Genomic DNA, 24233 nt, shown 5'->3' with positions numbered 1-24233 from the left:
ACTTCATAAAAAAAGAAGGTTTAGTCCCGCCAAGATACTATGAATTATTCGGATTTTTTCGGTAGAGTATCCGCAGCATCGAGGGAAGGACGATGAGGAGGATGGGAAGGGCTGCAATGAAGCCGCCTATGACGGCGATGGCCAGGGGCTGGTGGAGCTGGGCGCCGGTGCCGATGCCGAGGGCGAGGGGCAGGAGGGCGATGATGGCGCCGAGGGCTGTCATGAGCTTGGGCCGGAGGCGGGTGGAGATGGAGTAGACGATGGAGTCGTCGATGCTTTTTGTCTGCAGGGATTCGCGGAACTGGAGGAAGGTGAAGATGGCATTTTCACCAATGATACCGACGATCATGATCAGGCCGGTGTAGCTGCCGACGTTGAGGGGTGTCTGGGTGAGGTAGAGTGCGATATAGCTGCCGGAGATGCCGAGGACGGCGAGTACGATGATGAGCAGGGCGACGCGGAGGTCGCGGAACAGGAAGAGGATTACCGAAAAGACGAGCAGGCTGGCGGTGATGAGGATGGTCAGGAGTTCTTTGAAGGATTGCTGCTGTTCGGCGTAGGAGCCTCCGTATTCGATGTGGTAGCCCTGGGGGAGGACGATATTTTTACTGATGGTTTGCTGAATGTCTTTCATGGTGCTGCCGAGGTCGCGGTTCTCGAGGCGGGCGGTGATTTCTCCCATGGACTGTAGATTCTCCCTATTGATCTCGGCGTCGCCGAGGTTGACTTTTACGTCGGCCAGCTGGGTGATGGGTTTGAGTTTTCCGGAGGGGAGGAAGACTTCGAGGTTTTGGATATCGCTGACGGAGGCGGTGCGGCTGTTGGGGTAGACCATGCGGATATTGGTGAGCTGTTCTCTTTCCGGGATGGACCCAACGATATTGCCTTCCAGCCGGGTTTGCAGCTGGGTCTGGAGGCCGGCGGGGGTGAGGCCGTACTGGGCGAGGCGGTTGTAGTCGGGTTCGACGGTGACAGATGGGCCGGCAATGACGATGCCGTCGAAGACGTCGGCGGTACCGTCTACTTTTCTGATGCTGTCGGCGACTTGTTTGGAGATCTGTTGCAGGGTTTTTGCGTCGTTGCCGAATATTTTTATCTGTACGGGTTGTACCGATGTCATGAGGTCGCCGAGCATGTCGCCGATGACCTGGCCGAAGTCGACGCGGAGGGCGGGTTGCGAGGACTCGATCTGTTTGCGGAGGTCGGCGATGACGTCGTCGGTGCTGCGGGTTCGTTGCTTCTTCAGGTTGATCAGGTAGTCGCCTCTGTTGGGTTCGGTGATGAAGAAGCCCATTTCGGTGCCGGTACGGCGGGAGTAGCTGGCGACTTCGGGCGTTGCGGTAATGAGCTTTTCTATTTGCTGGAGCATGCGGTCGGTCTCCTGGAGGGAGGTGCCTGGGGGTGAGTTATAGTCCAGTACGATGCTGCCTTCGTCCATTTCGGGGAGGAAGCCGGTCTCGAGTTTGGGGAGGATGAGGTATATCGCCGAGGCGAGGCCGAGGATGATGGCGATGCTGAAGTAGGGTTTGTGGATGAAGAAGCCGACCCATTTTTGTTGGCGGACGTCGTGGCCTTTGGGTTGTTTTTTGTTGAGGCTTTTTCTTCTTTCGGGGCTAAGCAGGAGGTAGATGACGGGCAGGCCGATCCATGTCACGAGGAAGGAGCTGACGAGGGTGATGATCATGGTATTGGTCAGGACCTTGAAGTAGGCGCCGGCGACGCCGCTCATCAATTCGAAGGGGATGAAGATGACGATGGTACTCAGTGAGGAGCCGACCATGGCGGGCAGGAGATAGCGGATGGCCTTTTGGACGAGCAGCCTCGAGGGTTCCTCGGGGTGTTCTTCGTGGGTTCGCTGGATCTGTTCGACGACTACGATGGCGTCGTCGATGATAAGGCCGATGGACGCGGCGATGGCGCCGAGGGTCATAATATTGAACGTGTATCCGAAGGCGTAGATGGCGATCAGCGCGAGGCAGATGGTGATGGGTATGGTGATGAGGATGGTAGCGCTGGCTTTGAGGCTGCGCAGGAAAACGATGGCGACGAGGATGGCGAGGCCGAGGCCGATCCAGAGGCTGTCTGTGACGCTCTTTACCGAGTCGTTGACGAAGTCGGCCTGAACGTAGTAGGGTTTGAGCCTGACGCCTTTTGGGAGGATCTTCTGCAATTCGGCGATCTTCTGTTCCATCCGGGTGGAGAGGTCGATCAGGTTGTAGTTGGGTTGTTTGATGACGGCGACGAGGAGGTTTTCCTTTCCGTTGGCGTTGATCCGGGTGTATTCGACGGCTTCCTGGATGGAGACGTTGGCTATTTCCTGCAGGTGGACGATGCGTTTGCCGTTGTTGCTGACGATGAGGTCTTTCAGCTGGTCGAGGGTTTTGACGGTGGCGTCGGTGACGGTGAGGTAGAGCAGGTGGTAGTCGGAGAGGTAGCCGTTGCTGCGGATGAAGTTGGTCTGGGCGAGGGTAGTGGTGAGCATGTCGGGGGTGATGCCGAGGGTGCTCATTTTTTGCATATCGAGGGTGAGCCAGTATTCTTTTTGTTTGCCGCCGATGATACGGACTTCGGATACGCCCTGTACCTGGGAGAGGAAGGGTTTGACGGTATAGAGGGCGATTTGCTTGATATCGATGGCGGGGATATTGTTGCTGGTCTCGAGCGAATAGCCGAGGACGGGGAGGATGGCCGGGTTCATTTTGGCGACGGTGATCTGCACGCCGGCGGGGAGGTTGTTGCTGACCTCGGCGATCTTCGACTCGATGCGCTGCTGGGCGAGGTCGATATTGGCGCTCCAGTCCATATAGGCGGAGATCTCGCAGGTGCCGCGGCTGGTGGTGCTGCGGATGGTCTGGAGGTCGGGAACCTGTTTGATAGCGGCTTCCAGGGGCTTGGTAACGGTGACCATCATCTTGTCGACGGGCTGGAGGCCGGCGTCGGCGATGATCTTTATTTTGGGGAAGGTGATCTCTGGGAACAGGGAGGTCTTCATCCGGCCGTAGACGAACAGTCCGCCGAGCAGGACGATGAACAGGAGCGCGCCGATAGGGCTCTTATAGGAGACGAAGAAATTTTTCATGCGTTACGGTTTTTCAACGATGACTTTGGCGGTATCGGGCAGTCCGTAGTTGCCGGTGACGAGGATCTGGTCGGTCTTCTCGAAGACGGGGTCGAGGATCTCGATGGTATTGTTCTGTTCGAGTCCTTTTTTGATGGGGATTTTGACGGCGGTGGCCGAGTCGATCATTTTCATGACCCAGAAGTCGGTCTGCGCTTCGTCGGAGAGTACCGCAGATTTGGGAACGGTCTGCGCGTGGGGTTTGAGGCTTTTTATGATGATGACCTTTGCGATGACGTTCTGCGGGATGGGGGTTTGGGAATTGACCCGGATCACGACGGGCTGGGTCTGGGAGGCGGAGTCGACTGTGGGCATGACCTGGCTGATATAGCCTTTTAGCCGCTGTCCGTCGGGAAGGGCGAGGTCGACGTTTCTTTTATTGAGGACGTAGGGGCGCAGTTCGTAGGGAAGGTTGAGGAGGAAGACGAAGCTGTTGATGTCGCTGATCACGGCGAGCTGTTCGCCGTCCTGGACGTAGTCGCCGGTCTGGTGGTTGAGTTGGGTTATATAGCCGGACAGGGGGCTTTGGCGGTGCTCATGCCGGTGAATTTGAAGGAGCTGTCGAGTTTGGAGATCGAGTTGCCGATGACCATGGATTCTTTGGTCTCGATGGTGAACATGGAGGCTCCCTTATTGATGAACTCACCGGGTTTTATGTCGACGGATTTTATATAGCCGGTTGCAATAGACCGGACGTAGCTGCTTTGGAGATAGGAGGAGGTAGCGTTCAGTTCGATGGAGTCGGAGAGGTCGCTGACTGCTACGGATGTGGTTGTTACGGGAGTTTTCGTCCCGGCAGCTGCGGAGTCTTCGGGTGCGGGGCCGGCCTTTTCGGCGCCGTGGTTGCAGGCGGTGAGGACGAGGAGTATGAAGAGGTATCTTTTCATGTTTATTGTGCTTGTGTTTCCCAGTAGTTGATCTGATTGATGATCTGGAGGCGATTTATATAATTCTGGTTAAGAAGGTTTCTTGCGTTGAGCCAGGTGTTGATGGCGATGACGAGGTCGGTGATGCGGATGGCGCCGGTCTCGAGGAGTTTGCCGTTGACGTCGATGAGGGTATTGGAGTATTTGATCTGGCCCCTGATCTCTTCGATGAGCGATTCGGTGGCGCGGAGCTGCTGGGTGAGGGTGGCAATCTGCTGATTGTACTGGCGAAGGTAGAAGTCGCGGTAGTCGGTGCGGGTTCTTTCGGCGATATCGAGTTTCTGGAATTTGAGTCGTTTTTGTTTGCCGTCGTAGATGGGGATGCTGAGGTTCAGGCCGACGCTGGTGCCGAAGTTCTTTTGTGCCTGATACTGGAGACTGGACAGGTAGCCTGCGTCTGCGAATACGTTGAGTTTCGGTTTGTAGCTATAGTTGATGACGGAGCGCTGGTTGAGGTTTTTGAGGCTGTCGATGGTGAACTGCCGGTAGAATTCCGAGTTGTAGGCGTCGGGTACGATCGCCAGGGTGATGCCCGGGTCGGGGAGAGCCGATTCGCCGGTATCGACGATGCCGCAGAGGTAGTTGAGGGTGTTGAGGTCGTTCCTGAATTGGATCTCGGTCTGTCGGAACAGCAGCTGTTGCTGCTGGAGGGTGACGTAGAATGTGAGGTAGTCGGCCTGTTTGTATACGTTGGTCTCTGTGAGGCTTTTCAGTATGGTCTCTTCTTTTTTAAGAGGTCGAGGCTTTCTCTGTTGAAGTTGACGGTAGTGAGGTCGCCGTAGGCGAGAATATATTGTGCGGTGACGGTCTTTTTGAGGTCGCGTCCGGCGATGGCGGCAGTGTTGCCGATGCTGTTCCTGTCCAGTGAGATCGCCTGGTATTGGGTTGCGAGGTTGTTGCGGCTGACGATGGATTTGGAGGCCTGGACCTGGGCGGAGAGTTGTCCGCCGTTGGTGACGGCGTTGTCATAGCCCCAGCCGCTGTTGAGGGTGGGGGCGTAGAGGTCGTTGCTGAGGCCGGTGACCTGTGGGCGGTAGGATGCGCGGATCATCTGGCTGTCGAGGCCGAGGGAGAGCATCTGGTTTTGGTAGTCTTTTAGGAGGGGGCTGTTTGTTTTGGCCTGATCGAGGTAGAACGACAGGTCGCGGGTTTGGGCGTATATATATGATGGGAAAAGTATAAGTATAAGAAGCGGAATCTTCATTGGTGGTGATAATTGGCTGTAAAGGTAGAGGAAGATTCTGGGGTTATTCTGAAGATGACGGTGAAGAAGTGCCTGTCGTCGGTGAAGCTATAGTTAATGTTATAATTGTATAGTGCACATATATTTTTGACGATGGCGAGGCCGAGGCCGGTGCTGTCTTCGGTGCCGTTCTGTTTGTGGAAGCGGTCGAAGATGCGGCTGGGGTCGAGGGCGGTGGGGGCGCCGGTGTTGCCGATAGTCAGAGAGTTGGATTCGGTGGTGACGGTGACTTCGCCGTTATCGCGGTTGTAGCGGATGGCGTTGGTGAGGAGGTTGCCGACGAGGATCTCTATGAGGGTGTTGTTGACGTCGATGCCGATGTCTTCGTTGAAGCGGGTATGGATGGTGGTGTTTTTGTTCTCCGCGTAGGCGGAGAGCTGGCGGGTGAGTTTGAGGCAGAGGTTTTTGATGGATACGGTCTCTGTGGTCTGGTACTGGTTGTTCTCGATCCTGGTGAGGAGCAGGAGGGATTTGTTGAGTTTGATGAGGCGATTGTTGGTCTCGTCGAGGGCGTTGATGAGTCCGGCCTGTTCTTCGGAGAGCGGGGAGGTTTGCATGAGGAGTTCGAGCTTGCTCTGGAAGATGGCGAGCGGTGTTTGCATTTCATGGGAGGCGTTCTCGGTAAATTCCTTTTGGTGCTGGTAAAGCTGGGTGCTTCGGCTGAAGAGGTTGTTGATGGCTTTGTTGAGTTCGTTAAATTCGTCGGTGGTACTGGATTTGAACGGCAGGTCGGTCTGTTTGTTGAGTTCGAAGGATTGCATGTTCCTGAGGGCGATATAGAAGGGCTGCCAGAGGCGGCGGGATATTTTCTGGTTGATCCAGAGCATTCCGCCGATGAGGACGAGGAGGACGCCGATCTGGACCATGAGTATGCTGATCAGGAGGTCTTCATTCTCGACGAGGCTGGCGCTGACGGTGAGCTTGTATTGTTGTCCGCCTACGCTGACCGTGCCGGACATTTCGCGGAAGGGTTCTTCCTCGCGGTGTTTGACGCTGTAGTGTGTCGTGCTGATTATTTTGTCTTTTTCGGCGCGGTCGGTGGGAGAGAGGTTAATGTCCTTGTCCATTTTTGTCCAGGCCCGGAGCTCGTCGCTGGTATGAATGGCGTCGAGGTTTCCGCGGATCTCATGCAGTTGGGATTTTAGCGAGCTGTCTACGGAATGGAGGAGTACTTTTCTGACGACGAGGTAGAAGACGGGGATGGTCAGCAGGGAGATGATGGAGGAATAGAAGAGGTAGTTCCGTATGGTCTTGTTGTTGAGGCGCATGGTCAGACGTCGAATTTGTAGCCCATGCCGTAGACCGAGCGGATGTATTCTTTGCAGCCGGCGAGCTGGAGTTTCTTTTTCAGATTTTTCATATGGGAGTAGATGAAGTCGTAGTTGGTGAAGATCTCGGCTTCATCGCCGGAGAGGTGTTCGGCGATGGCGTTCTTGGAGATGACGCGGTTCTTGTTGTAGGCGAGGTAGAGGAGGAGGTCGTATTCTTTACGGGTGAGTTCGAGGGTTTTGTCGCTGACGAAGACGGTCTTGGCGATGAGGTCGATGGTGAGTTCGTTAAATACGAGTACCTGCTGGCCCTGGAAGCTGGCGGCGGCGGATGACGGCGAGGATGCGGGCGTTGAGTTCGGAGAGGTGGAAGGGTTTGGTGAGGTAGTCGTCGGCGCCGAGGTTGAGGCCCTGGATGCGGTCGCCGATGGAATTTTTGGCGGATATGACGATGACGCCGTCGGTCTTTTTATTAGCTTTTAGTTCCTGGAGGAGGAGAGGCCGTCGCCGTCGGGGAGGGATACGTCGAGAAGGATGCAGTCGTAGTTGAACATTTCGACTTTTTGGCGGGCGGTTTGGTAGTCGGGGGCTTCTTCGACGATGAAGTTCTCGCTCTTAAGATAGGTCACCATGCTTTTCATCAGCTCGTGCTCGTCTTCGACGATGAGTATCTTCATTGTGGTTTTTGGGTAAAATAACTACCCTAATCTGGAGGAATTCTGTAGGATTGGGCGGCCGCCTTCCGGGGGGCTGCATTTTCAGGGGTGTTGGGTGGGTTAGTCCGGGAGGGACTGGAGCCAGAGGATGTTTAGTTGTTTGCCGGGGTTGAGGAGTTGCTGGCAGTAGTCGGTGAAGAGAGCTGGTGGAGGCGGAGGAGGGCGATCGTCTTTTTGTGCCAGTCGGGGAAGGATTTTCCCGTGCGGAGTTCGAATTCCTGGCGGACGGCGTTGTCGGTCTGGCGGAAGTAGGTGGTGCCGAAGTGGTAGGTGTCGGCGTCGCAGAGGATCTGTTCGTTGAGGGTGCCGGGGTGGGAGGGGAATTTGGTGGCGAGGATGCAGCCGGCGATTGTGGGTATCAGGTGTTCCGGGAGGCTGTTGGCGGTGAAGTATTCGGTCATGATCTCCGCGCCTTTTTCTTCGTGTTTTTCGAGGGGGGCGAAGAGGTGGCCGATGTCGTGGAACCAGGCAGCTACTGTGACGATGAAGTTATTCTCGTCGTCGAGGGCGTAGTATTGGGCTATCTCGCGGGCGTGGAGGACGGTGAGGATGGTGTGTTCCTGGTTGTGGTAGGGGAATTGTTTTTCGGGGTGTTGGGAGAAGAGGTCCTTGATGTGGGCTGCGGTGTCTTTGGTGTATTTATTGTAGTTCATGTCCTTTCTGTAGTGCTTTGTCTGTGTAATTTCGGTGGAAATTCTGGATTAATACTGTTTTATGTTAAAGAGAACGCTGCTTCCTTTATTTTTTATTCTTATTTTTTTTCGGGGGTTTGGGCAGTCGTCGGATACCGCGCGGTACAGGCCGTCGGTGGGTTCGCTGGTTGTAGGAGGGGTGATGGTGGGGTATGGGTTTGCGGCGCTCAGGTGGGAGCCGCTGGTGTCTTTTGATCATTCGGTGCGGTCTGTGGTGTGGGAGAAGAATCCGCATAGCCGGTTGCCGGTGGATGATTATTTACAGTATGCTCCTGCGCTGACAGTATATGTGCTGAATGCCGCGGGCGTGAAGGGGAAGCATGATCTGAGGGATCGGACGGTCATTTATATCATGGCGAATGGGGTTCTTGGGGCGGCGGTGCTGGGATTGAAGCACGTGATCAGTGCGGAGCGGCCGGATGGGAGTGGCGATGACGGATTTCCGTCGGGGCATTCGGCGACGGCGTTTGCGGCGGCGGAGTTCCTGAGGCAGGAGTATCAGGGGAGAAGTGTGTGGTATGGGATTGCCGGTTATACGGCGGCGGTAGGAACGAGTTTTTTAGGGTATACAATGACAAGCACTGGTTCAGTGAGGTGGTTGCGGGTGCGGCGATAGGGTTTTTATCGGCGAAGGCGGCATATTGGGTGTGGCCGGTGGTGGAGAGAAAGGTGTTTGGAAAAAGGAGGGAGAAGTTCGTGGAGTAGACAGGTGTAGTTGATGTAGTGGAGTGTGAGGATGGTGTAAATGTCCGTTGCGCGGCGGGGAAAATGGGCAACCCGCGTGTCTGGGCGGGCGTTTCTTATCCGTATCACATTTAAAACACAACGCACAGCTATGAAAAAGAATGTTTTCGTTCTGGCACTTATCCTTGGGGGTGCGGTCGCCTGCAGTAAGAACAGTTACAACAACAACAACGGTTATGGGAATAATCCTCCGCCGCCGGCGGTGGACGGAAGTTTTCAGCAGACCAATCTGGTGTCGGACAATGCCGATGGCGGCGGGGCCAGGACCGACGCCAGTCTTGTGAATCCATGGGGTCTTGCGATCAATCCGGGCGCGCATATTATCTGGTTGTCCTCCAATCACGGCGGGGTAACGGACGTGTATGATTCTACGGGGAAGACTTTGCTTGGGCCAGTGCCGATACCTTCCATGGGGAATCCTAACGGTGGGTCGCCGACGGGTGTCGTCTTTAGTGCCACGGCTGATTTTACTATTCACGCGACGGGTGGGGTGGCCAAGTTCATTTTTGTAAACGAGGACGGCACGATCTCGGCCTGGGGCTGAACGATCATAACACTACGACGGTGGCGGATCTTTCGTCGGCGGGTGCGGTGTACAAGGGTTGTACGATCGCCTCGGACGGCGGGACGAATTTTCTGTATGCGGCTAATTTCAAACAGGGGAAGATCGACGTATTCGACAAGACTTTCCAGTTGACTTCGGGCAGGGATTTTAAGGACCCGAATATACCGGCGGGTTTTGGACCGTTCAACATTGTCAATATCGGCGGGATGCTGTATGTCACCTATGCTAAATTGAAGGGGCCGGATAACGAGGACGATCAGGCGGGTCCGGGGAACGGCTATGTCGATATCTATTCGCCAGACGGCAAGCTGGTGAAGAATTTCGCGTCGCAGGGTGCGCTGAACTCGCCGTGGGGGGTTACGCAGGCGCCGGCCGGATCGGGGGTGCCGGAGAAGTCGATCCTGATCGGGAATTTCGGGGATGGATGGATCAATGTATACGACGCAACGGGGGCCTATAAGGGGGCGCTGCAGAAGAACGGGCAGCCGGTGGCGATACCGGGGCTCTGGGCGATCGATTTCCCCTTCAACGAGGACGCGACATTCGATCCGGGGAAGCTCTATTTTACGGCAGGACCGGGGGAGAAGGGCATGGGGTCTTTGGATATCTGAAGAAACAATAGGAAGGGTGTAACATTTTGGCGGGAAGTTGCGTATCATGCATAAAGCCTTTGTTATGCGAATATTAAAAGATATTTTTCCCGCCTCTCTTTTGGTTGCCCTGACCTTATCCTGCAGTGCACAGGGCGGAGCGGTCGCACCGTTCACCAAAGTGATCGTAAGCCCTTTTATACAGGTGGAGTTTGTAAAGGGGGAGACGGAGAGTGTCGCGATCAACAGTCTTCTGGTGGATAGTAACAAGCTTCATGTAGAGGTCAAGCACGGGACATTGCGACTGTACCTCGAAGGGGCTAAGGAGATACCGAAGAATCAAAAGGACGGCACTCAAAGTGTCCCCCTCTACCCCAAACATGCCGTAGTCGCAACTGTGACCTTCCGGTCGCTGGAGGAGCTGTCGCTGCGGGGAGACGAGACCCAGCTGTGTACGAGCCCAGTCGTTGCGGATAAATTTGTTTTGAGTATTTATGGTGAGTCCCGGGTTTGTTTTACGGAGATGCGTGTCCGGGAGATGAATGCGCATATTTACGGCGAGAGTAACCTTGAAGTCAGGTCAGGGGCTATAGAGTGGCAGCGTTATGTTTGCTATGGCGAAGGAAAGGTGAATACTACGGCGACGAAGGGTAAGGAGAGTAAGATCACGGCGTATGGAGAGGCCGAGTTCAGACTGAATGTTTCGGACCGGATCGCGATAACTTCTTTTGGCGAGGCGAAGCTGCGTTATATGGGTAATCCGGAGATCGTCAAAGGGCTTCATTTTGGGGGTGTGGACGTGAAGCGGCTAGACTGATGCTGATAAAGGTCAGCATGAGTGTAAAGAGCAGGAGGGTGAAGCAGAGGCCGATGCGGAGGCCGAAACTGTCGGAGATGTAGCCTATCGAAGGAGGGCCGACGAAGAAGCCGGTGTAGCCTACGGTGCTTGCGATGGCGATGCCTGCGGCGGGTTCGATGCCCTGGATATTGCCGGCGGTGGAGTAGATGACGGGTACGACGTTGGAGAGGCCGGCGCCTACGAGGAAGAAGCCGAGAAGGGCTGTGACCGGGGATACGATGATCAGAACGATGGAGAGACCGGTGATGGCGGCGGCGCAGCTGGTGAGGAGGACGGTTCGTTTGCCTAAGCGGTCGATGATGCGGTCGCCGAAGAGGCGGCCGATGGTCATGGCGGTGGCGAATGCGCCGACAGCGAGCGCGCTGAAGGCTTTTGTAGTGCCTACGACTGTATTGACATAGATGGCGGACCAGTCGACGATGGAGCCTTCGCCGGTCATGCCGCAGAAGGCGATGATGGCGATGAGCCATATGAATGTGGGGATCCGTCTATGTGAGTGTTTGCTGGTCTGGGTTTTCTGGCGGGGTGACTGGTTTCTGGTGATGATGGGCGACACGATGGCCAGTGTGACGAGGCTTAGGCTGCCTACGGAAAGCAGGTGGGGGAGCAGGGGGCAGCGGTAGGCTGCGAATAGTGCGCCCGCGCCGGCGCCGAGTGCCATGCCGATGCTGTATGCCGCGTGGAAGGAAGACATGATCGTTTTCTTATAAGCTCTTTCGACGAGGACGGCCTGGCCGTTCATGGTAATGTCCATGGCGCCGGAGAAGAGCCTGTCGTAAAGAAGAAGACCCTGCCAATTTGTGTGTTGTCGGACAGCGGGATCAGGGGTACGGCGCAGCAGAAGAGGAGGCCGGTCCAGACGGTGAGTTTGCCGCTGCTGTAGCGTGTGGTCAGCCAGCCGGTGAGGGGCATGGCGACGAGGGCGCCGATGGCGGTCATGAAGAGCATGGTTCCGAGGGTGCTGTTGGAGACGCCGAAGAAGCCTTTGAGCTCGGGGAGGCGGCCGGTGCAATTGGCGTAGAGGAAGCCGTTGATAAAGAAAAATATGACGACCGCGAGGCGGTATTGGGATGTGCTGGTGTTCTTCATTTCACAAAGCTCCAGTTTCTGTTGGGGCGGTATTCCCATCGGTTTTTCCAAAAATTGCACTAAATTGTCTTTAATTCTGATTTTAAGGAAAATCGATGAAAAAGGCAAGTTTCGAGAAGATCAGTCCTTCGGATGGGTCTTTCTTTTCCCTCCATTATCATGACGACCATAGTCTTTGTCACCTGGACTGGTGGCATTTCCATCCGGAGTTCGAGATCGTGTATGTGCCGCACGGCAATGGCCGCCGGTTTGTCGGGCACCAGGCGGGAGTATTTTCCGATGGGCTGCTGGTGTTGCTGGGGTCGAATATCCAGCATAATGCGTTCAATTTTGGTTTTGAGTCGGAGGGGTATGAAGAATACGTGATACAGTTTCGCGGCGGGGAGGTTCGGGGGGTTGGCCGATTCTTTTCCGGAGTTCGGGAAGGTGAGTGTGGTTTTGGACCGGGCCCGGACCGGTATGGCGTTTGGCGGTGAGTCGAAGCATCGTATCGGGGGTATGATCCGGGAGATGATGGGGATGAATTCTTTTCAGCGTCTGCTGCGGCTGTTCGAGGTGTTGCGGGAGATGTCGTTGTCGAAGGAGGTGGAGGAGGCCGGGGGCCAGAACGCTGTTGTCGGTGGAACCGCTGCATCTTCGGCGGATAGAGCAGGTGTACCGGATCATCCAGAAGGAGTATTCAAATGATCTCACGACGCGGAGAGTGGCGGATGAGCTGGCGATGACGGATAGTTCTTTCTGCCGGTTCTTTAAGGCGACTACGGGGAAGACGTTCAAGGAGGCGTTGACGGAGGCGCGGATCCAGAAGGCGTGTGAGCTGTTGCTGAATTCGGATACACCGGTGGGGACGGTGGCGTCGCTGGTGGGGTTCAATAATATCTCGTTGTTCAACCGGCTGTTCCGGTCGGTGGTGAATACGACGCCGAATAAATACCGGGGCGCGCACCGGGTAGCGGTCAGACGGTGATGATCACTTTGCCGAAGGGGTTGCCGGATTTGAAGTGGTTGAAGGCGTCCTGGGCGCGGTCGATGGGGAAGGAGCTGTCGATGGTCGGATGGAGGTCGTTGGCTTCGACAGCGCGGGCGAGGTCTGCGAGTTGCCGGGCGTTGCCGACGGAGTAGGCCGGAGGCGGATATAGTTGGTGATAAGGGGGATCATGTTGATGGATAGCTGGACGCCGGTGAGGAGGCCGACGAGTCCGACGAAGCCGTGTTGTTTTACCGAAAGAATAGATTGTTCGATACTGTCCGTCCCGGCGACGTCGAGGGTGATGTCGACGCCGATGCCGTCGTTGAGGCGTTTTGCTTCGCCGCTCCCTTGGGGAAGTCGTTGTAGTTGATGGTGTGGCCGGCACCGAGGGATCTTAGCCTGGCTTCTTTGGCGGAATTGCCGGTGGTGGCGATGATTTTGAGGCCTGTCATTTTTGCCAGTTGTATAGCGATAAGGGAGACGCCGCCGGTGCCCTGGGTGAGGAGGGTTTGGCCGGCCTGCATATTTGCCTGGTCGACGAGGTAAGCCCAGGCCGTGAGCCCTGTGACCGGCAGTTGGGCTGCTTCTTCATCTGTGAGATTGTCGGGTGTTCTGACCAGCGTGTTTTCGGGTTGAACGGTGTATTCAGAGAGGAGGCCGGGGGCCGAGAACCCCGTGCGGAGCTGGTCGTTGTACGGGGTATTTTTTCCGGACTCCCAGCGGGAGATGAAAGGGATCATGACGCGGTCGCCTTTCTTCCAGCGGGTGACGCGGCTGCCGACTTTTTCTACTGTTCCGACGCCTTCGGTAAGGGGAGTATAGGGGAGACGGATGCCGAAGGGGATCCTGTTCTCGACGACGAGCAGGTCGTGGAATTCGAGTGCGGTCGCGGTAGTTCTTACGAGTACTTCGTTCTCGCCGGTACAGGGGGTGGGGATGTCTCTGAGCCGGAGGTTTTGGATACCCCATTGGTCGAGCTGTATGGATTTCATTTTGTGCGTTTTGTTGCACAAATTTAGCGTGGGTAGGGTTGGGTTTGCAGGGGGGATATAGACTTTATGGAAGGCTGATTCGGACGGCGGTGTTTGTCGACCCAGAATCCGAGGATGATGAAGATCCACTTGGTATTGTGCGGCCCAGCCGATGGCGTGGGCGGATGTGGGAAGGGGGAAGAATACGCCCGCAAGCTGGTTGATGACGAGGAGGGAGACGAGGAGCCAGAGGGACCATTTACCCTGGCGGTCTTTTGCGTGTGTGGATCGCAGGTAGAGGACGAGGCCGATGGTGAAGAAGAGGCATTCGGCCAGGGCGGTGAGGCCGGGATAGTTCCAGAGGCCGAGACCGAGGTGGGGGCTGTTGCCGGGGACGAGGGGGAGGTCGGGTTTGTGTACGATGAGGTCGAGGAGCCAGTGGCTGGGGACGCAGAGGCCCAGAATTATCGCGGCTTTCCGGTCTTTTTTTATGAGGTAGTGGATGAGTCCGAAAGCCGCGCCCCATACGAGGCCCATGAGGAGGCTGTGGCTGATGGGATAGGAGGTGAACTCGAGGGGGAAGTGGGGGTCGCCTTTGTTGATGTCGACGTGCTCGACGTTGAGGAGGAGGAGTACGGGCCAGAGGAGGTCGACCCATTGGGCTGCCATGAAGAGGAAGCCGAGGGAGAGGGAGGGTGCGAATTTTTTGCGCCGAGGCCGACGCCGAAATGACCGAGGACCATAGTGTTGCCGTGTTTTGTGGGGGTCAAAATTAGGGTGGGTTTTGGGTGGAATTCTTGATAAATGGTAAGAAATTTACGGTTGTGGCTGGTAACTTGGGGCCATGACTGAACTCGGGAATTATCTTCGGACGTATATGAATGTGGCCGATGCCGATATGGAGGCGCTGTCCGCGTATTTTCATCCGACGTCGCTGCGGAAGGGGGAGTATTATTTAAAACAGGGAAGGGTATGCGATAAATTGAGTTTTCATCGCAGTGGATTGCTGCGGGTATTTGCGGAGCAGGGCGATAGGAAGTGACGCAGTGGATATCGTCGAAGGGGAATCTGATGGCGGATCTGGGTGGGTTGATCTGTGATACGCCGGCTCGGTTCAATGCGCAGGCGCTGACGCAGTGTGAGTTCTATACGATCGGGAAGGAAGATTATTTGCGGCTGCCGGAGGTGTTGCCGGTGTGGGGGCGGCTGGAGCGCGTGCTGATGGTGAGGTGTTTCGAGTTCATGGAGCTGAGGGTATTTTCGTTGTTGTCGATGACGGGGGAGGAGCGATACAGGTATTTGCAGGGGCAGAATCCGGAGTTGTTCAACCAGGTACCGTTGAAGTATCTGGCGTCGATGATGGGGATGACGCCGGAATCGTTGAGCAGGATAAGGAAGAAATTGTTGTAGGTGTTTTGGGGGTGGTGGAGCCCGGGGATTGAGGGGAGTGTGGAGCCCCGGGGAGAGTGGTTATAGGAAATCGTGTTTTTTTGCTTTGTGGGGGTGGCAGAAGGGGTGGGATTTTGCGAGATGGTTGAGGCGGTTGATTGTATCTTCTGATGGGGGTGTTGGATTTTTTATCGGTTTTTTGGGTTTGAGAGCGATCTTATTGTTGGGAAGGCGTCGTATAGTGGTGTGCGTGTTCAATGGATGACGTTTAGTAGGGCGGCATAGCCAAGGATTGTGCCATTTAGATAAGGTGTTGGGGGTGAGTGATTTGGGGGTTGGGTTGGGATTTGTTGATTGCGATATATCGTTGATTAACGAAGAGGCGGGACTAAATCCCGCCTCTTTTGTTTTTATAGGTGGGGACCGCCGTTAGGGGTTGGTGGTGCCGCTGACTTCGCGGCTGATGATGCTTTCGCCGGCGTTGATGCGGCCGGTTGTGCAAACATAATAGTATGTTGTGCCTGGTGAGAGGCCGGTATCGGTGAAGGTTGGGTTGGGGAGTCCGGATGCTACTGTCGTATAGGGGCCGCCGTGGGTGGTGGATCGTTTGAAGTTGTAGCAGGGGGCGTCGGTGACCGCCGAGACGTTGACCTGGATCGATGTGGACGAAAGCACGTGTGGCGTCAGGCTGGTCGGTGGGGTAAGGACGTGGGGTGTAGGGTGTGTGGGGGTATAGGCGATCTGGCCTTTTATCATCTTGCCGCCGTCGGTGGTCAGCCGCAGGTAGAAGTCGGCGGAGACGTGGGTGCCGTCGTAGTCGAGGGTGAGGAAGTACTGGCCGGTTGGGATCATGCTGCTGTCTTCGGCGCAGGGGAGGATGCCGGTGGCCTCGTTCATCTCGTCAAACATCGATATGTATACGCTGGGTATGGAGGTGGATCTTGCGGCGGCGTACTGGGTCCACATGAAGTCGCCGTGCTGTCGGGGGATGATGTTCTTTTTAGTTGTGTTCGTGTTGAAGAAGCTGGTACCGGGGTAGACGTCGACCTGGTAGTCGATCCCGTTGGAGTTGCAGAAGTTGCGGTCCGTGGAATCGTTCTTTACGAAGTCGGTGGTGGGGCTTGCGCCGACGCGCCATCCCATGAGCATGTTGGCCTGGAGGTAGGCGGAGCGGTTGGTTGCGTCGGTGGCGAAGTTGCCGGGGCCGCCGACGATGACGTAGCAGCCCTGGGACTGGAACCAGTTGATGACGTCGATCCATGTGGTGGGGTTGCCGGGGCGGCCGGAGACGCCGATGCCCCAGATGCAGACGACGGGTTTGCCGTTCTGTTTGGCGTAGGCGGCGGAGCTGGTGTGGGTGCTCATGTAGGTGGTCCAGTCGGATTTTAGTTCGGTTTGGAAGTTGGTCCAGCCGCTGATGTCGTACATGATATAGAATTTTCTGGAGTAGGTCTCGGCGGCGGAGCGGGCGTGGGCGATGATGTTGTCGGAGCTCGTTAATACTCTTGGGTCGCTGAAGTGGGAGCCGAAGCGCTGGAGGGCGGCGCAGTCGACGCCGTACTGCTGCATCCAGAGAAAGTGCAGGTTGACGGATGACTGGTCCCAGTCGGAGAACATGGTAACCGGCTGGCCGTTGCCGAGGGTGCCGGTGAAGGGGGGCTCGAAGATGGAGTCCTGGTTGAAGCGCACGCTGCCGTAGGTCTTTGTATACTGGCGCATGTCGGGCCAGCATTCGAGGTTGGTGTGCTGCCAGCGTGTTGAAGGGGCCGCCGTCGCCGGCCGCCTGAAACCAACCACTGGTAGCCGGCGATGATCTTGCCGACGACGTCGCCGGTGGGGGAGACGGCGCGGGGGAAGGTTTGAGTGGTTTGGTTGATTGGGTTTTCGGCTTTTTTGCAGTTGGTGAAGATGATGGTTGTGATGAATAGAAGGATAGTGATGTGTCTCATATGGATGGTTTTTATGGTTTGTTCATTGTGGCGGAGAGGGTTTTTAGGAATTCGGGTTGGTTGCAGGTGAGGCGGCCGGTGAAGGTCCAGCCGTCGGGGGTTTGTTGGAGGAGGATGCGGATGTGATTCCAGCCTCGTTGGAGGGGGAGGGTCGGAAGGGTATATCGAAAATTTTTTTGGTTGGGAATTGGGAGTGCTTGCGCTGTATTGACCGGTTTTTGGGGTCCGGAAGGTGATTTTTGGTCAATGGGAAAAAGGGGGTGTCCGTTGAGGTCAATTTTGACGATTTCGTCGGATAGTTGGAGGCCGACGACCGGGATATCGGGTTCGGAGAGGAGGTCTTCGAGGGAACGTGGGCTGGAGATCCAGAAGTCGAGCCAGGCGAGGTTGGAAGCGCGGGAGGATTGGTTGGGGATGGTGGACGCGCCGTTGGGGATGGCGGACGCCGCGTTAGGGGTGGTGGACGCGCCGTTGGTGTTTGTGGGTTGGAGGTGGCGGAGGTCGGGTGTGAGGTCGCCGTTGGGTTGAAGGAGGGTTGACGTGGCCGTGTCGGTGAGGGCGCCGAGGTTGGTCAGGAGTTTATCGATGAGTTGCTGGGCTTTTTGGAGGTGTGGGTTATAGGGGAGGGTTGAGAGGAGGAGGTTGTTTATTCTGATGAGTGCCGCGCCGGAGGGTTTTGTTTCGCGCTCGGAGCGGATGATCATCGCGGTTTTGGCGTATTCGGGTTGTTTGTTCCATTTGAGCCAGTCGGTGTTGGAAGCCTGGAGTATAGTCGTGTTGGTTTGGACGAGCGGGCCGTCGAAGGTGTTGGTGATGATCTCGGGGGGACGGAGTTCGGAGAAATATAAATCCGCGGCGGTGATGTTTTTTGTAATGGGGTCGGGGGTGGTGAGGTCGAGGGATGAGGCTGTTCGCGGTGTGAGGGTCAGGGGTTTGGGAAGCAGGTGGTTGATGGTCGCCAGGTTGGCGGGGGAGATGCCGAGGATGAGGACGGTACCGTTACTGGCCAGGGTTTGGATAATTTTTCGGTTGGTATGGGTTGGGTGGCGTCTATGATCAGGGGGTCGGGGCCGGAGGCGTCTTTGATGGCGTTGAAGAGGGGCCAGGTGCGGTATAACGGTAACGAAGGGTCGTAGCCGGGGTTGAGGGTGGTGCAGTAGGGGCCGAGGCGTTCGGGCTGGACGCCGGGTTGGCCCTTCTTTGTAGCTGGTGAAGAAGATGCCGTCGTCGGCTGACGGAGGTTTTGTGGTGTCATTCATGCCGAGGGCCAGGGGTTGGAGGCCGTACCAAACAAGATTGAAGACGCTGCGATAGACGGCGTCGCGGCTGCGCTGGGCCATGAGGGAGGACCAGGACGAGGTGGCTACGCCTTCCATGCGGCCGGCGAAGGACTGGTAGGCGCGGGAGCCGTTGATTTCGGCGACTTGCTGGGGGGTGGCGTAGTAGGCGTTGCCGGCTTCACCGACGCCCCGGGGTTTGCCGGTGCGGTGAGCGCGGTCCATGGCGTCGGTACCGCCATAGTGAACGATATATAGTGGGAGGCGGCCGTCGCCGTCGTCCTCGCCGTCGGCGGATACCCATGGACGGGAGGGGTCGAGTTTTTTGCAGATGGCGGACCAGAGGGAGAAATTATTTAGCAGGGTGTCCATCATGGATTGGGGGCCGTGCATGACGTTGCGGATAACGGGCTTTACTTCGTTGGACACGCTCCATCCGAATACGGAGGGGTGGTTGCGGTCGCGGAGGATCTGTTGCTGCAGTTGTTCGCGGGTGTCTTGCCAGAAGTTGGGGTCGTCGAGTTTGGGGCCGCCGTCGCTGGCCCATACGGCAGTTTCGTCGAGGACCATGATGCCCATTTCGTCGGCGATATCGAGGTAAAAAGATGGGTAGGGTTGGGCGTGGAGGCGGACGGCGTTGAGGTGGGCATCGCGGAGGGCTGTGAACCAGGCCCAGGCGTAGCGGCGGGTCATTTGGGGGATGCCGAGGAAATGCCAGGAATCGCCTTTGAGAGTGAAGGGTTGGTTGTTGAGGAGGAATTGGTTGTTTTTGAGGGCGGTTTGGCGGTAGCCAAAGCGGGTGTATCGGGCGTCGAGTGTTTGGGTCGGACCGGTGATAGGGTGCCCTGAGGACAGGTGGGCGACCAGACCGTAGAGGGCCGGGTTATCGGGTGACCATTTTTGGAGGCGGTCGTTAACAGTGATGGTCAGGCTTTGTATAGTTGTAGCGTGTGGGGGGATTGTGATCGATTGGTCAGGGAAGCTGAGGGTTGGAGTTGTTTCGAGCTGGGTGGAGGGCAGGGGGAGGGTTCCCGCGATCCAGCGGTAGATATCGCCGCCGATAGTCAGGGTTTGGGTGGTGGCGGTTTCGTTGGTAACGGTGATCCCGGCCTGGAGGCGATTGGAATCAAGGAGTGGTTGTACGTATATGTTAGAAATATGGACGGGTGGAATGGCTTCGACGTAGACGTCCTGCCAGATGCCGGCGATATGTTGTCCCCAGAAGGAGCCTGCCTGGTAGGGCCGGCGCCCGTAAGACCCCCGGTGGTCGAAGAGGGAGGGTTTGCGGATACCGACGCGGAGTTGGTTGGGTTTGCCGTAGTTGACCAGATCGGTTATATCGATGGTGAAGGGAAGAAAGATATCGAATCGGTTTCCGGCGGGCTTCCCGTTGACGATGATCTCGGCGTCGCCAGCGAGGGCTTCGAAGTATAGCTGGATCTTTTTGCCCTTCCAGCCGGAGGGGATGGTGAAATCTTTTTGGAGCCAGCCCATTTTTATAGTTTCCCAACTTTTGGGGTAGCTGGGGTAGGTGCGGAAGTCGCCGCCCTGGCCCTGTCTGTCGGCGAAGCTGTTCACATTCCATGGTGAAGGGATGCGGATCGGGGTTTTTCCCAGGTGTTGGCAGGTGGGGGAAGAATGGGTGTCGAGTCGACGCCTTCCTTGAATTTTTCGGGTAGTGGGATCGGTTGGAACCTCCAGTTGCCGTTGAGACAAATGGACTGGCGGCAGGGCGACTCGGATGGATGGGTGTGGCCGGTGGACGGAGCGAAGGTCGCGGTATACTGGACGCGTTGGGCGTGGGTGATCAGTGATAAGAAGAGTACGGAGATGAAAATAGGTTGTTTCATTTGCTATTTATTTTTATTGCCACCCGGCAACGGGAGCGGTATAGCCGGCTACCTTGAATTTGTTTTTGCGGCGGGGATCCTTGTCGTAGTCTCCCCGTTTCGTATAGACAGCGATGACGCCGGTGCGGTTGCTGATGGAATTGGGCGGTTGGTAGACCTTGATCATGGCTACTTCGGCAGGATCGATATATACGTCCTCGGGATGGAGCAGCGGGAATTCGTCGAGGAAGATGCTGACGCCGGTGTTGCGCCAGCGGAGCGTATAGGCGCCCTCGTTGTTGGGTGTCGCGGTGAAACCGGGGATCTGAAATCTCAGAAAATCATAGATGGTAAAGCTTTTGGCGATGGCGTCGCTTTCGAGGCCGTCGAAGGTCATATACGCGTTGTTGCGGAAGAGGCCGGTGGAGTATTCTTCGTTGAAGCGGTCGACGGCTTTTTTAGTTTTGGCGGCTACGGTGACGGTCTGGAGGATGCCGGGGCCGGTAAGTTGTCGCATGTTCAAGCGGTAAGTTGGACGGGGCCAGGAGCGGAATGCTGTCGCCCTGGGAGGAGACGGTGATGAATTTTGTGGCGGAGGCGAAGGGGACGAAGGTCGAATCCATTGGTGTCCGGATGTCCAGCCATAGTCTTGAAGACTGTTGTTTCTTCGCCGATGAGAAGACATAGTAGGCCGTGTCTTCGATGTAGGCGGGTTTGAGGCGGAAGGTGCCGTCGGGGTCGGGGACGATCCTTTCCATGAAACCGGGTTTGTTGCGGATCATTACGACGTAGGTAAGCGGACTGAGTTTTTCCTTATAGTCCTTTACTTTTCCTTCGACGCGGAAGAAGCGGGACTGGACGATGAAGTTGACGGCGTAGTTGCCGTCTTGTATTCCGCCGCCGACGACGAGGTCGCCGGATGCGGAACCGTTGATGATGGGATAGCGGTATTGCCAGCGCCGGTTGGTGTGGATGTCTTCGAGGATGAGGTGGAGGGAGCCGACGGTGCTGTCTCTTGCGAAGGAGGGGACGTCGCAGGAGAAGGATAGGAGTATCGCCGGGATGGAGTTGGCGTTTGTTGAGTTGGATGAGGATGGTGTCGGGTTTGGTGGTTGACTGGGGGTGAGGATTGGTGACGGTGGTTTGGAGGAAGGACGGGTGGACAGCGGCGGGACCGGAGGTTGCGGATTGGACGGTGGCGGATCGGGGGTGAGGGTTGGTGACGGTGGTTGCGGCGTGGGGTTGGGGGGTGGTGCCCGGGGGATTGAGGCTGTCGGGGGGACGCTGGTTTTGGGCACGGCCGAAGGATTTATTTGGGTGCGGGCCCATGGTGATCTTCAGCGTTCCTCCTTCCATGATATCGTTGTGCAGGATATAGGATTTGGGATATGGTTTACCGTTGAGTTCCATGGCCTGGATGTACTTGTTGTCGCGACTGTTGTTGGTGGTTTGAACGGTGAATGTTTTTCCGTTTTCGAGGCGGAGGGTTGCCCTGCCGAATAAAGGGCTGCCCATGACGTATACGCCGGAAGCGGGGAAGACGGGATAGAAGCCCGAGGGCCGAGAAGACGTACCAGAGCCGACATCTGGCCGCAGTCTTCGTTGCCGATGATGCCGTCGGGGTTGTCGTGGTACATTTCTTTCAGAATGTATCTGATCTTTTCCGCTGTCTGCCATGGCGGCCGGCGTATGCGTAGAGGTATGCGATATGGTGGCTGGGTTCGTTGCCGTGCGCGTACTGACCGATGGTGCCGGTGATGTCGGCCAGGGGCGTGGGTATCGGGTATGGGTGGCTGTGCAGTGAAAAGAGAGTCGAGACGTTTGAGGAAATTTTGTTCGCCGCCGAGGGAGGTTCATGAGGCCGTAGGGGTCTGGGGTGTGAGCCAGAGGTATGTGCCGGGGCATTGCGCTTCGGCGTAGTCTCGGCTCCGGGGCGGGGTAGTTCTAAAGGGATCGAAGGGGGTGCTGAAGTGGCCGGAGTCGGCGGGGATGCCGGGGATGTTGCCGGATTTGCCGGGAATGCCGCGGAAGAAGCCGGTGGCTTTGTCGTAGTATAGCCCGTAGTCTTTTGCGCGCTGGCGATAGTATTCATAGTCTTTTTGTTGGCCGAGGTGTTTTGCGAGGAGGGCGACGCTGCCTTCGCCGATGGCGTATTCCATGGCGCGGGCGACCGCCCGGCGCTCGATATTGTCGGGGATCGGCCGGCCGTCGCGGACATATTGCCAGCCGAGGGTATCGGAGAGGGTTGTGCGTTTATGGCCGCCCAGGCGGAGTCTTTATTGAAGCCTTTCAGGTCTTTGAGGATAGCTTCGGCGATGATCTGCAGACTGCTGACGCCGACCATGGTGCCGGTTTCGTTGCCTTCGAGGTGCCAGATGGGAAGTAGCTTTTGGCGGTGGCTGATATCGATCATCGTGCGTACCATGTCGCCGGCGCGGTTGGGCTGGAGGATGGTGAGGAGTGGGTTTTCGGCGCGGTAGGTATCCCAGAGGGAAAAGACGGAGTAGGTGTTTTGGGCGCTGCCCGCGTCGTTGAACAGGGCGGGGTCGATCATGGTATGGTATAGTGCCGTGTAGAAGATGCGGCGGGCCTTTTCGTCGGTGGTGGTGAGTTCGACCTTTGAGAGCTCGCGGTTCCATTTTTCTTTGGCCGCGTTGGCGGTGGCGGTGAAGTCCCAGCCGGGGAGTTCGGCGTCGATGTTTTTCAGGGCGTTCTCTGCGCTGTTGGGGGAGATGCCGACTTTTAGCTGGAGGGTTGTTGTGTTGGGCGGAAGATCGATGAGACCTTTGAGGGTATCCTGGAAGGTGTGAAAAGATGTAATGGGGACGGAGGTTTTGATCGCGAAGAAGATCGTCTGGTCTTTGGCCCAGCCTTTTGAACGGCGGCAGCCTTCGAAGGTGGTGGGGTCGAGCTGGCGTATCCGAGGACTGGGTTGTCCGGTCGTTGATGCCTTCCTCGGAGGTCGATGACGAGTCGGGCGGTCTGGCCGGGCGGGTAGTGATATTGGTGAAATCCTACCCTGTCTGTGGCCGTGAGTTCTGCGCGGATATTATAGTCGCTGAGGGTGACGGCGTAGTAGCCGGGTCTTGCGGTCTCGGTGGAGTGGGAGTAGCGGGAGGCGTAGCCGCTGCCGGGGATGGTCTCGGTGCCTTTGGATGTTTGTTCGTTGCCGGTGTAGGGCATGATGAGGATGTCGCCGAGGTCGCCGATGCCGGTGCCGCTGAGGTGGGTGTGGGCGAAGCCGATGCAGACGGAGTCGCCGTAGTTGTAGCCGGAGCACCAGTCCCAGCCTTTATAGAAGTTTTCGGGGCCGGGCTGGACTGCGCCGAACGGAGTGCTGGCGCCGACGAAGACGTGGCCGTGGCCGCCGCTGCCGATGAGGGGATCGACGAATGAGACGGGGCTCGGGCCGGGGAGTTGAGCCTCGTCGAAGGGTTCGTGGCGCAGGAGGTGGGCTGCGTCGCCGGCGAGGGTGAGGTAGTAGTCGCCGGGGATGTCCGGGTCGGGGGTAACGAAATTGCTGGGGCCGGAGGGGGATTCTTTGAAAGTTTGAAGATGGCGGTGCCTTCGTCTATTTCGTCGAACATGGCGATGTAGAGCATTTTGGCGCCGGCGTCGATATCGCCTTTCAGTTGTTCCCAGAAGAAGCGGCCGTGGTTGCGGGGGATCTGGTTCTGCGGGCTTTTTGGGTACATGTTGTGCCAGCTGAAACCGGGGAAGACGACGGGGACATAGTCGAGGTGGTTTTGGGTGCACCAGCGGACGTCGTCGGCGACGCGGGCTTTGAACTTCGGGTAGCTGTCTTCGTTGTACCTGCCGACGAACCAGGGCTGGACGATGTCGGCCTTGCGTAGGACGTCGTGGAGCTGGGGGTCTTTCATCGCGTCGTTGTCGAGGGTACGCCAGTATGAAGGTACGCCGAGGAGGACGGAGCAGCCGCCGTAGACGGGATCGTTCTTGAGGAAGTCGATGATCTTCCCGGCGCCTTTGAGGCCGTAGGACCGGCCGGGGAAGCCCACGCCCCATACGGCGACGAGG

General features: G+C 56.9%; 28 protein-coding genes and 3 pseudogenes. 10 read left to right on the top strand and 21 right to left on the bottom strand.

The genetic code is table 11. The features are described 5' to 3' along the window. Positions 1 to 37: 37 nt before the first annotated feature. The 9 genes and pseudogenes from ACQ86N_RS30900 to ACQ86N_RS30860 all read right to left on the bottom strand — a co-directional run bounded on the left by ACQ86N_RS30900 (position 38) and on the right by ACQ86N_RS30860 (position 7924). Complete coding sequence (locus ACQ86N_RS30900) at positions 38 to 3079, bottom strand: efflux RND transporter permease subunit (RefSeq protein ID WP_431210394.1); 3042 nt, start codon at positions 3077 to 3079, stop codon at positions 38 to 40. Between the two features lie 3 nt (positions 3080 to 3082). Next, positions 3083 to 3625, bottom strand: coding sequence for an HlyD family efflux transporter periplasmic adaptor subunit (locus ACQ86N_RS30895; protein WP_431217670.1), 543 nt, complete (start codon positions 3623 to 3625; stop codon positions 3083 to 3085). Beyond that, entirely contained in the window at positions 3622 to 4005 is a 384-nt protein-coding gene (locus ACQ86N_RS30890) for a hypothetical protein (protein ID WP_431210393.1), read from the bottom strand. Before ACQ86N_RS30890 ends, ACQ86N_RS30895 begins: the two co-directional genes overlap by 4 nt. Positions 4006 to 4007: 2 nt before the next feature. Next, positions 4008 to 4430 (bottom strand): TolC family protein, encoded by a 423-nt coding sequence (locus tag ACQ86N_RS30885; RefSeq protein ID WP_431217669.1) that lies wholly within the window; start codon positions 4428 to 4430, stop codon positions 4008 to 4010. A 323-nt stretch (positions 4431 to 4753) separates the two neighbouring features. Beyond that, a complete protein-coding gene (locus ACQ86N_RS30880; RefSeq protein ID WP_431210392.1) occupies positions 4754 to 5248 on the bottom strand; it encodes a hypothetical protein in 495 nt (164 codons plus the stop codon). Next, positions 5245 to 6555: a sensor histidine kinase gene (locus ACQ86N_RS30875; protein WP_431210391.1), complete on the bottom strand. Its 1311-nt coding sequence runs from the start codon at positions 6553 to 6555 to the stop codon at positions 5245 to 5247. The genes ACQ86N_RS30880 and ACQ86N_RS30875 overlap by 4 nt, the downstream gene beginning before the upstream one ends. Before the next feature lie 2 nt (positions 6556 to 6557). Then, on the bottom strand, positions 6558 to 6824 hold the full coding sequence (locus ACQ86N_RS30870) for a winged helix-turn-helix domain-containing protein (protein ID WP_431217668.1): 267 nt from the start codon (positions 6822 to 6824) through the stop codon (positions 6558 to 6560). Between the two features lie 19 nt (positions 6825 to 6843). After that, a pseudogene (locus ACQ86N_RS30865) lies at positions 6844 to 7187 on the bottom strand (response regulator transcription factor). 176 nt (positions 7188 to 7363) lie between these two features. Continuing rightward, positions 7364 to 7924 carry an HD domain-containing protein gene (locus ACQ86N_RS30860; RefSeq protein WP_431210390.1) on the bottom strand — a complete coding sequence of 187 codons (561 nt, stop codon included), beginning with the start codon at positions 7922 to 7924 and terminating at the stop codon, positions 7364 to 7366. A 61-nt stretch (positions 7925 to 7985) separates the two neighbouring features. Here ACQ86N_RS30860 and ACQ86N_RS30855 point away from each other — a divergent pair, with 61 nt between their 5' ends. From ACQ86N_RS30855 to ACQ86N_RS30840, 4 genes are all read left to right on the top strand, one after another. Further along, positions 7986 to 8579: a hypothetical protein gene (locus ACQ86N_RS30855; protein ID WP_431210389.1), complete on the top strand. Its 594-nt coding sequence runs from the start codon at positions 7986 to 7988 to the stop codon at positions 8577 to 8579. 219 nt (positions 8580 to 8798) lie between these two features. Next, entirely contained in the window at positions 8799 to 9251 is a 453-nt protein-coding gene (locus ACQ86N_RS30850) for a hypothetical protein (RefSeq protein WP_431210388.1), read from the top strand. 20 nt (positions 9252 to 9271) lie between these two features. Further along, entirely contained in the window at positions 9272 to 9883 is a 612-nt protein-coding gene (locus ACQ86N_RS30845; RefSeq protein WP_431210387.1) for a TIGR03118 family protein, read from the top strand. A 64-nt stretch (positions 9884 to 9947) separates the two neighbouring features. Next, entirely contained in the window at positions 9948 to 10679 is a 732-nt protein-coding gene (locus tag ACQ86N_RS30840; protein WP_431210386.1) for a GIN domain-containing protein, read from the top strand. On the opposite strand, the gene ACQ86N_RS30835 is transcribed toward ACQ86N_RS30840, so the two are convergent. Together ACQ86N_RS30835 and ACQ86N_RS30830 are read right to left on the bottom strand one after the other, a co-directional pair. After that, positions 10633 to 11475: an MFS transporter gene (locus tag ACQ86N_RS30835; protein WP_431210385.1), complete on the bottom strand. Its 843-nt coding sequence runs from the start codon at positions 11473 to 11475 to the stop codon at positions 10633 to 10635. The genes ACQ86N_RS30840 and ACQ86N_RS30835 overlap by 47 nt on opposite strands. Next, positions 11460 to 11810 (bottom strand): hypothetical protein, encoded by a 351-nt coding sequence (locus ACQ86N_RS30830; protein ID WP_431210384.1) that lies wholly within the window; start codon positions 11808 to 11810, stop codon positions 11460 to 11462. Before ACQ86N_RS30830 ends, ACQ86N_RS30835 begins: the two co-directional genes overlap by 16 nt. A gap of 95 nt (positions 11811 to 11905) precedes the next feature. Between ACQ86N_RS30830 and ACQ86N_RS30825 the strand changes: the two genes are divergently transcribed. Genes ACQ86N_RS30825 through ACQ86N_RS30815 form a run of 3 tightly spaced genes read left to right on the top strand, consistent with a single transcriptional unit; the run spans position 11906 to position 12777 of the window. Next, a complete protein-coding gene (locus tag ACQ86N_RS30825) occupies positions 11906 to 12286 on the top strand; it encodes a hypothetical protein (protein ID WP_431210383.1) in 381 nt (126 codons plus the stop codon). After that, positions 12270 to 12497, top strand: coding sequence for a hypothetical protein (locus ACQ86N_RS30820; protein ID WP_431210382.1), 228 nt, complete (start codon positions 12270 to 12272; stop codon positions 12495 to 12497). Before ACQ86N_RS30825 ends, ACQ86N_RS30820 begins: the two co-directional genes overlap by 17 nt. Further along, a complete protein-coding gene (locus tag ACQ86N_RS30815; RefSeq protein ID WP_431210381.1) occupies positions 12430 to 12777 on the top strand; it encodes a helix-turn-helix domain-containing protein in 348 nt (115 codons plus the stop codon). Before ACQ86N_RS30820 ends, ACQ86N_RS30815 begins: the two co-directional genes overlap by 68 nt. Here ACQ86N_RS30815 and ACQ86N_RS30810 read toward each other — a convergent pair. Next, on the bottom strand, positions 12767 to 12859 hold the full coding sequence (locus ACQ86N_RS30810) for a hypothetical protein (RefSeq protein ID WP_431217667.1): 93 nt from the start codon (positions 12857 to 12859) through the stop codon (positions 12767 to 12769). The two genes, ACQ86N_RS30815 and ACQ86N_RS30810, sit on opposite strands and share 11 nt — an antisense overlap. A gap of 169 nt (positions 12860 to 13028) precedes the next feature. Continuing rightward, on the bottom strand, positions 13029 to 14420 hold the full coding sequence (locus ACQ86N_RS30805; protein ID WP_431210380.1) for an alcohol dehydrogenase catalytic domain-containing protein: 1392 nt from the start codon (positions 14418 to 14420) through the stop codon (positions 13029 to 13031). Positions 14421 to 14595: 175 nt separating this feature from the next. Between ACQ86N_RS30805 and ACQ86N_RS30800 the strand changes: the two genes are divergently transcribed. Further along, on the top strand, positions 14596 to 14793 hold the full coding sequence (locus ACQ86N_RS30800) for a hypothetical protein (RefSeq protein WP_431210379.1): 198 nt from the start codon (positions 14596 to 14598) through the stop codon (positions 14791 to 14793). Beyond that, on the top strand, positions 14790 to 15161 hold the full coding sequence (locus ACQ86N_RS30795) for a Crp/Fnr family transcriptional regulator (protein ID WP_431210378.1): 372 nt from the start codon (positions 14790 to 14792) through the stop codon (positions 15159 to 15161). The genes ACQ86N_RS30800 and ACQ86N_RS30795 overlap by 4 nt, the downstream gene beginning before the upstream one ends. A 408-nt stretch (positions 15162 to 15569) precedes the next feature. Here the strand turns inward: ACQ86N_RS30795 and ACQ86N_RS30790 are convergent, their stop codons facing one another. The 7 genes and pseudogenes from ACQ86N_RS30790 to ACQ86N_RS30760 form a co-directional block, all read right to left on the bottom strand. Continuing rightward, positions 15570 to 16937, bottom strand: a complete 1368-nt coding sequence (locus ACQ86N_RS30790) for a hypothetical protein (protein WP_431210377.1) — start codon at positions 16935 to 16937, stop codon at positions 15570 to 15572. Between the two features lie 163 nt (positions 16938 to 17100). Next, positions 17101 to 19944 (bottom strand): glycoside hydrolase family 2 protein, encoded by a 2844-nt coding sequence (locus tag ACQ86N_RS30785; protein WP_431210376.1) that lies wholly within the window; start codon positions 19942 to 19944, stop codon positions 17101 to 17103. Further along, the gene (locus ACQ86N_RS30780) at positions 19941 to 20216 is read right to left on the bottom strand and encodes a hypothetical protein (protein ID WP_431210375.1); all 276 of its coding nucleotides are present in this window, start codon (positions 20214 to 20216) and stop codon (positions 19941 to 19943) included. The genes ACQ86N_RS30785 and ACQ86N_RS30780 overlap by 4 nt, the downstream gene beginning before the upstream one ends. Positions 20217 to 20229: 13 nt before the next feature. Beyond that, complete coding sequence (locus tag ACQ86N_RS30775) at positions 20230 to 20712, bottom strand: hypothetical protein (RefSeq protein ID WP_431210374.1); 483 nt, start codon at positions 20710 to 20712, stop codon at positions 20230 to 20232. After that, positions 20654 to 21493 carry a hypothetical protein gene (locus tag ACQ86N_RS30770; protein WP_431218014.1) on the bottom strand — a complete coding sequence of 280 codons (840 nt, stop codon included), beginning with the start codon at positions 21491 to 21493 and terminating at the stop codon, positions 20654 to 20656. Before ACQ86N_RS30770 ends, ACQ86N_RS30775 begins: the two co-directional genes overlap by 59 nt. Before the next feature lie 82 nt (positions 21494 to 21575). Continuing rightward, a pseudogene (locus tag ACQ86N_RS30765) lies at positions 21576 to 21710 on the bottom strand (glycoside hydrolase domain-containing protein); the annotation flags it as partial. Positions 21711 to 21837: 127 nt separating this feature from the next. Further along, positions 21838 to 22893 (bottom strand): glycoside hydrolase domain-containing protein, encoded by a 1056-nt coding sequence (locus tag ACQ86N_RS30760; protein ID WP_431217666.1) that lies wholly within the window; start codon positions 22891 to 22893, stop codon positions 21838 to 21840. A gap of 121 nt (positions 22894 to 23014) precedes the next feature. Here ACQ86N_RS30760 and ACQ86N_RS30755 point away from each other — a divergent pair, with 121 nt between their 5' ends. Further along, positions 23015 to 23164 (top strand): hypothetical protein, encoded by a 150-nt coding sequence (locus ACQ86N_RS30755; protein WP_431218013.1) that lies wholly within the window; start codon positions 23015 to 23017, stop codon positions 23162 to 23164. Between the two features lie 34 nt (positions 23165 to 23198). Here ACQ86N_RS30755 and ACQ86N_RS30750 read toward each other — a convergent pair. Continuing rightward, positions 23199 to 24221, bottom strand: a pseudogene (locus ACQ86N_RS30750) (hypothetical protein); the annotation flags it as partial. Positions 24222 to 24233 lie beyond the last annotated feature (12 nt).

The sequence above is a fragment of the Puia sp. P3 genome (genome assembly GCF_050632245.1).
In the GTDB taxonomy this organism is placed as follows: domain Bacteria; phylum Bacteroidota; class Bacteroidia; order Chitinophagales; family Chitinophagaceae; genus Puia.
Note: the sequence above shows the minus strand (reverse complement) of the source record. Positions and strands in the feature narration are given on the sequence as shown.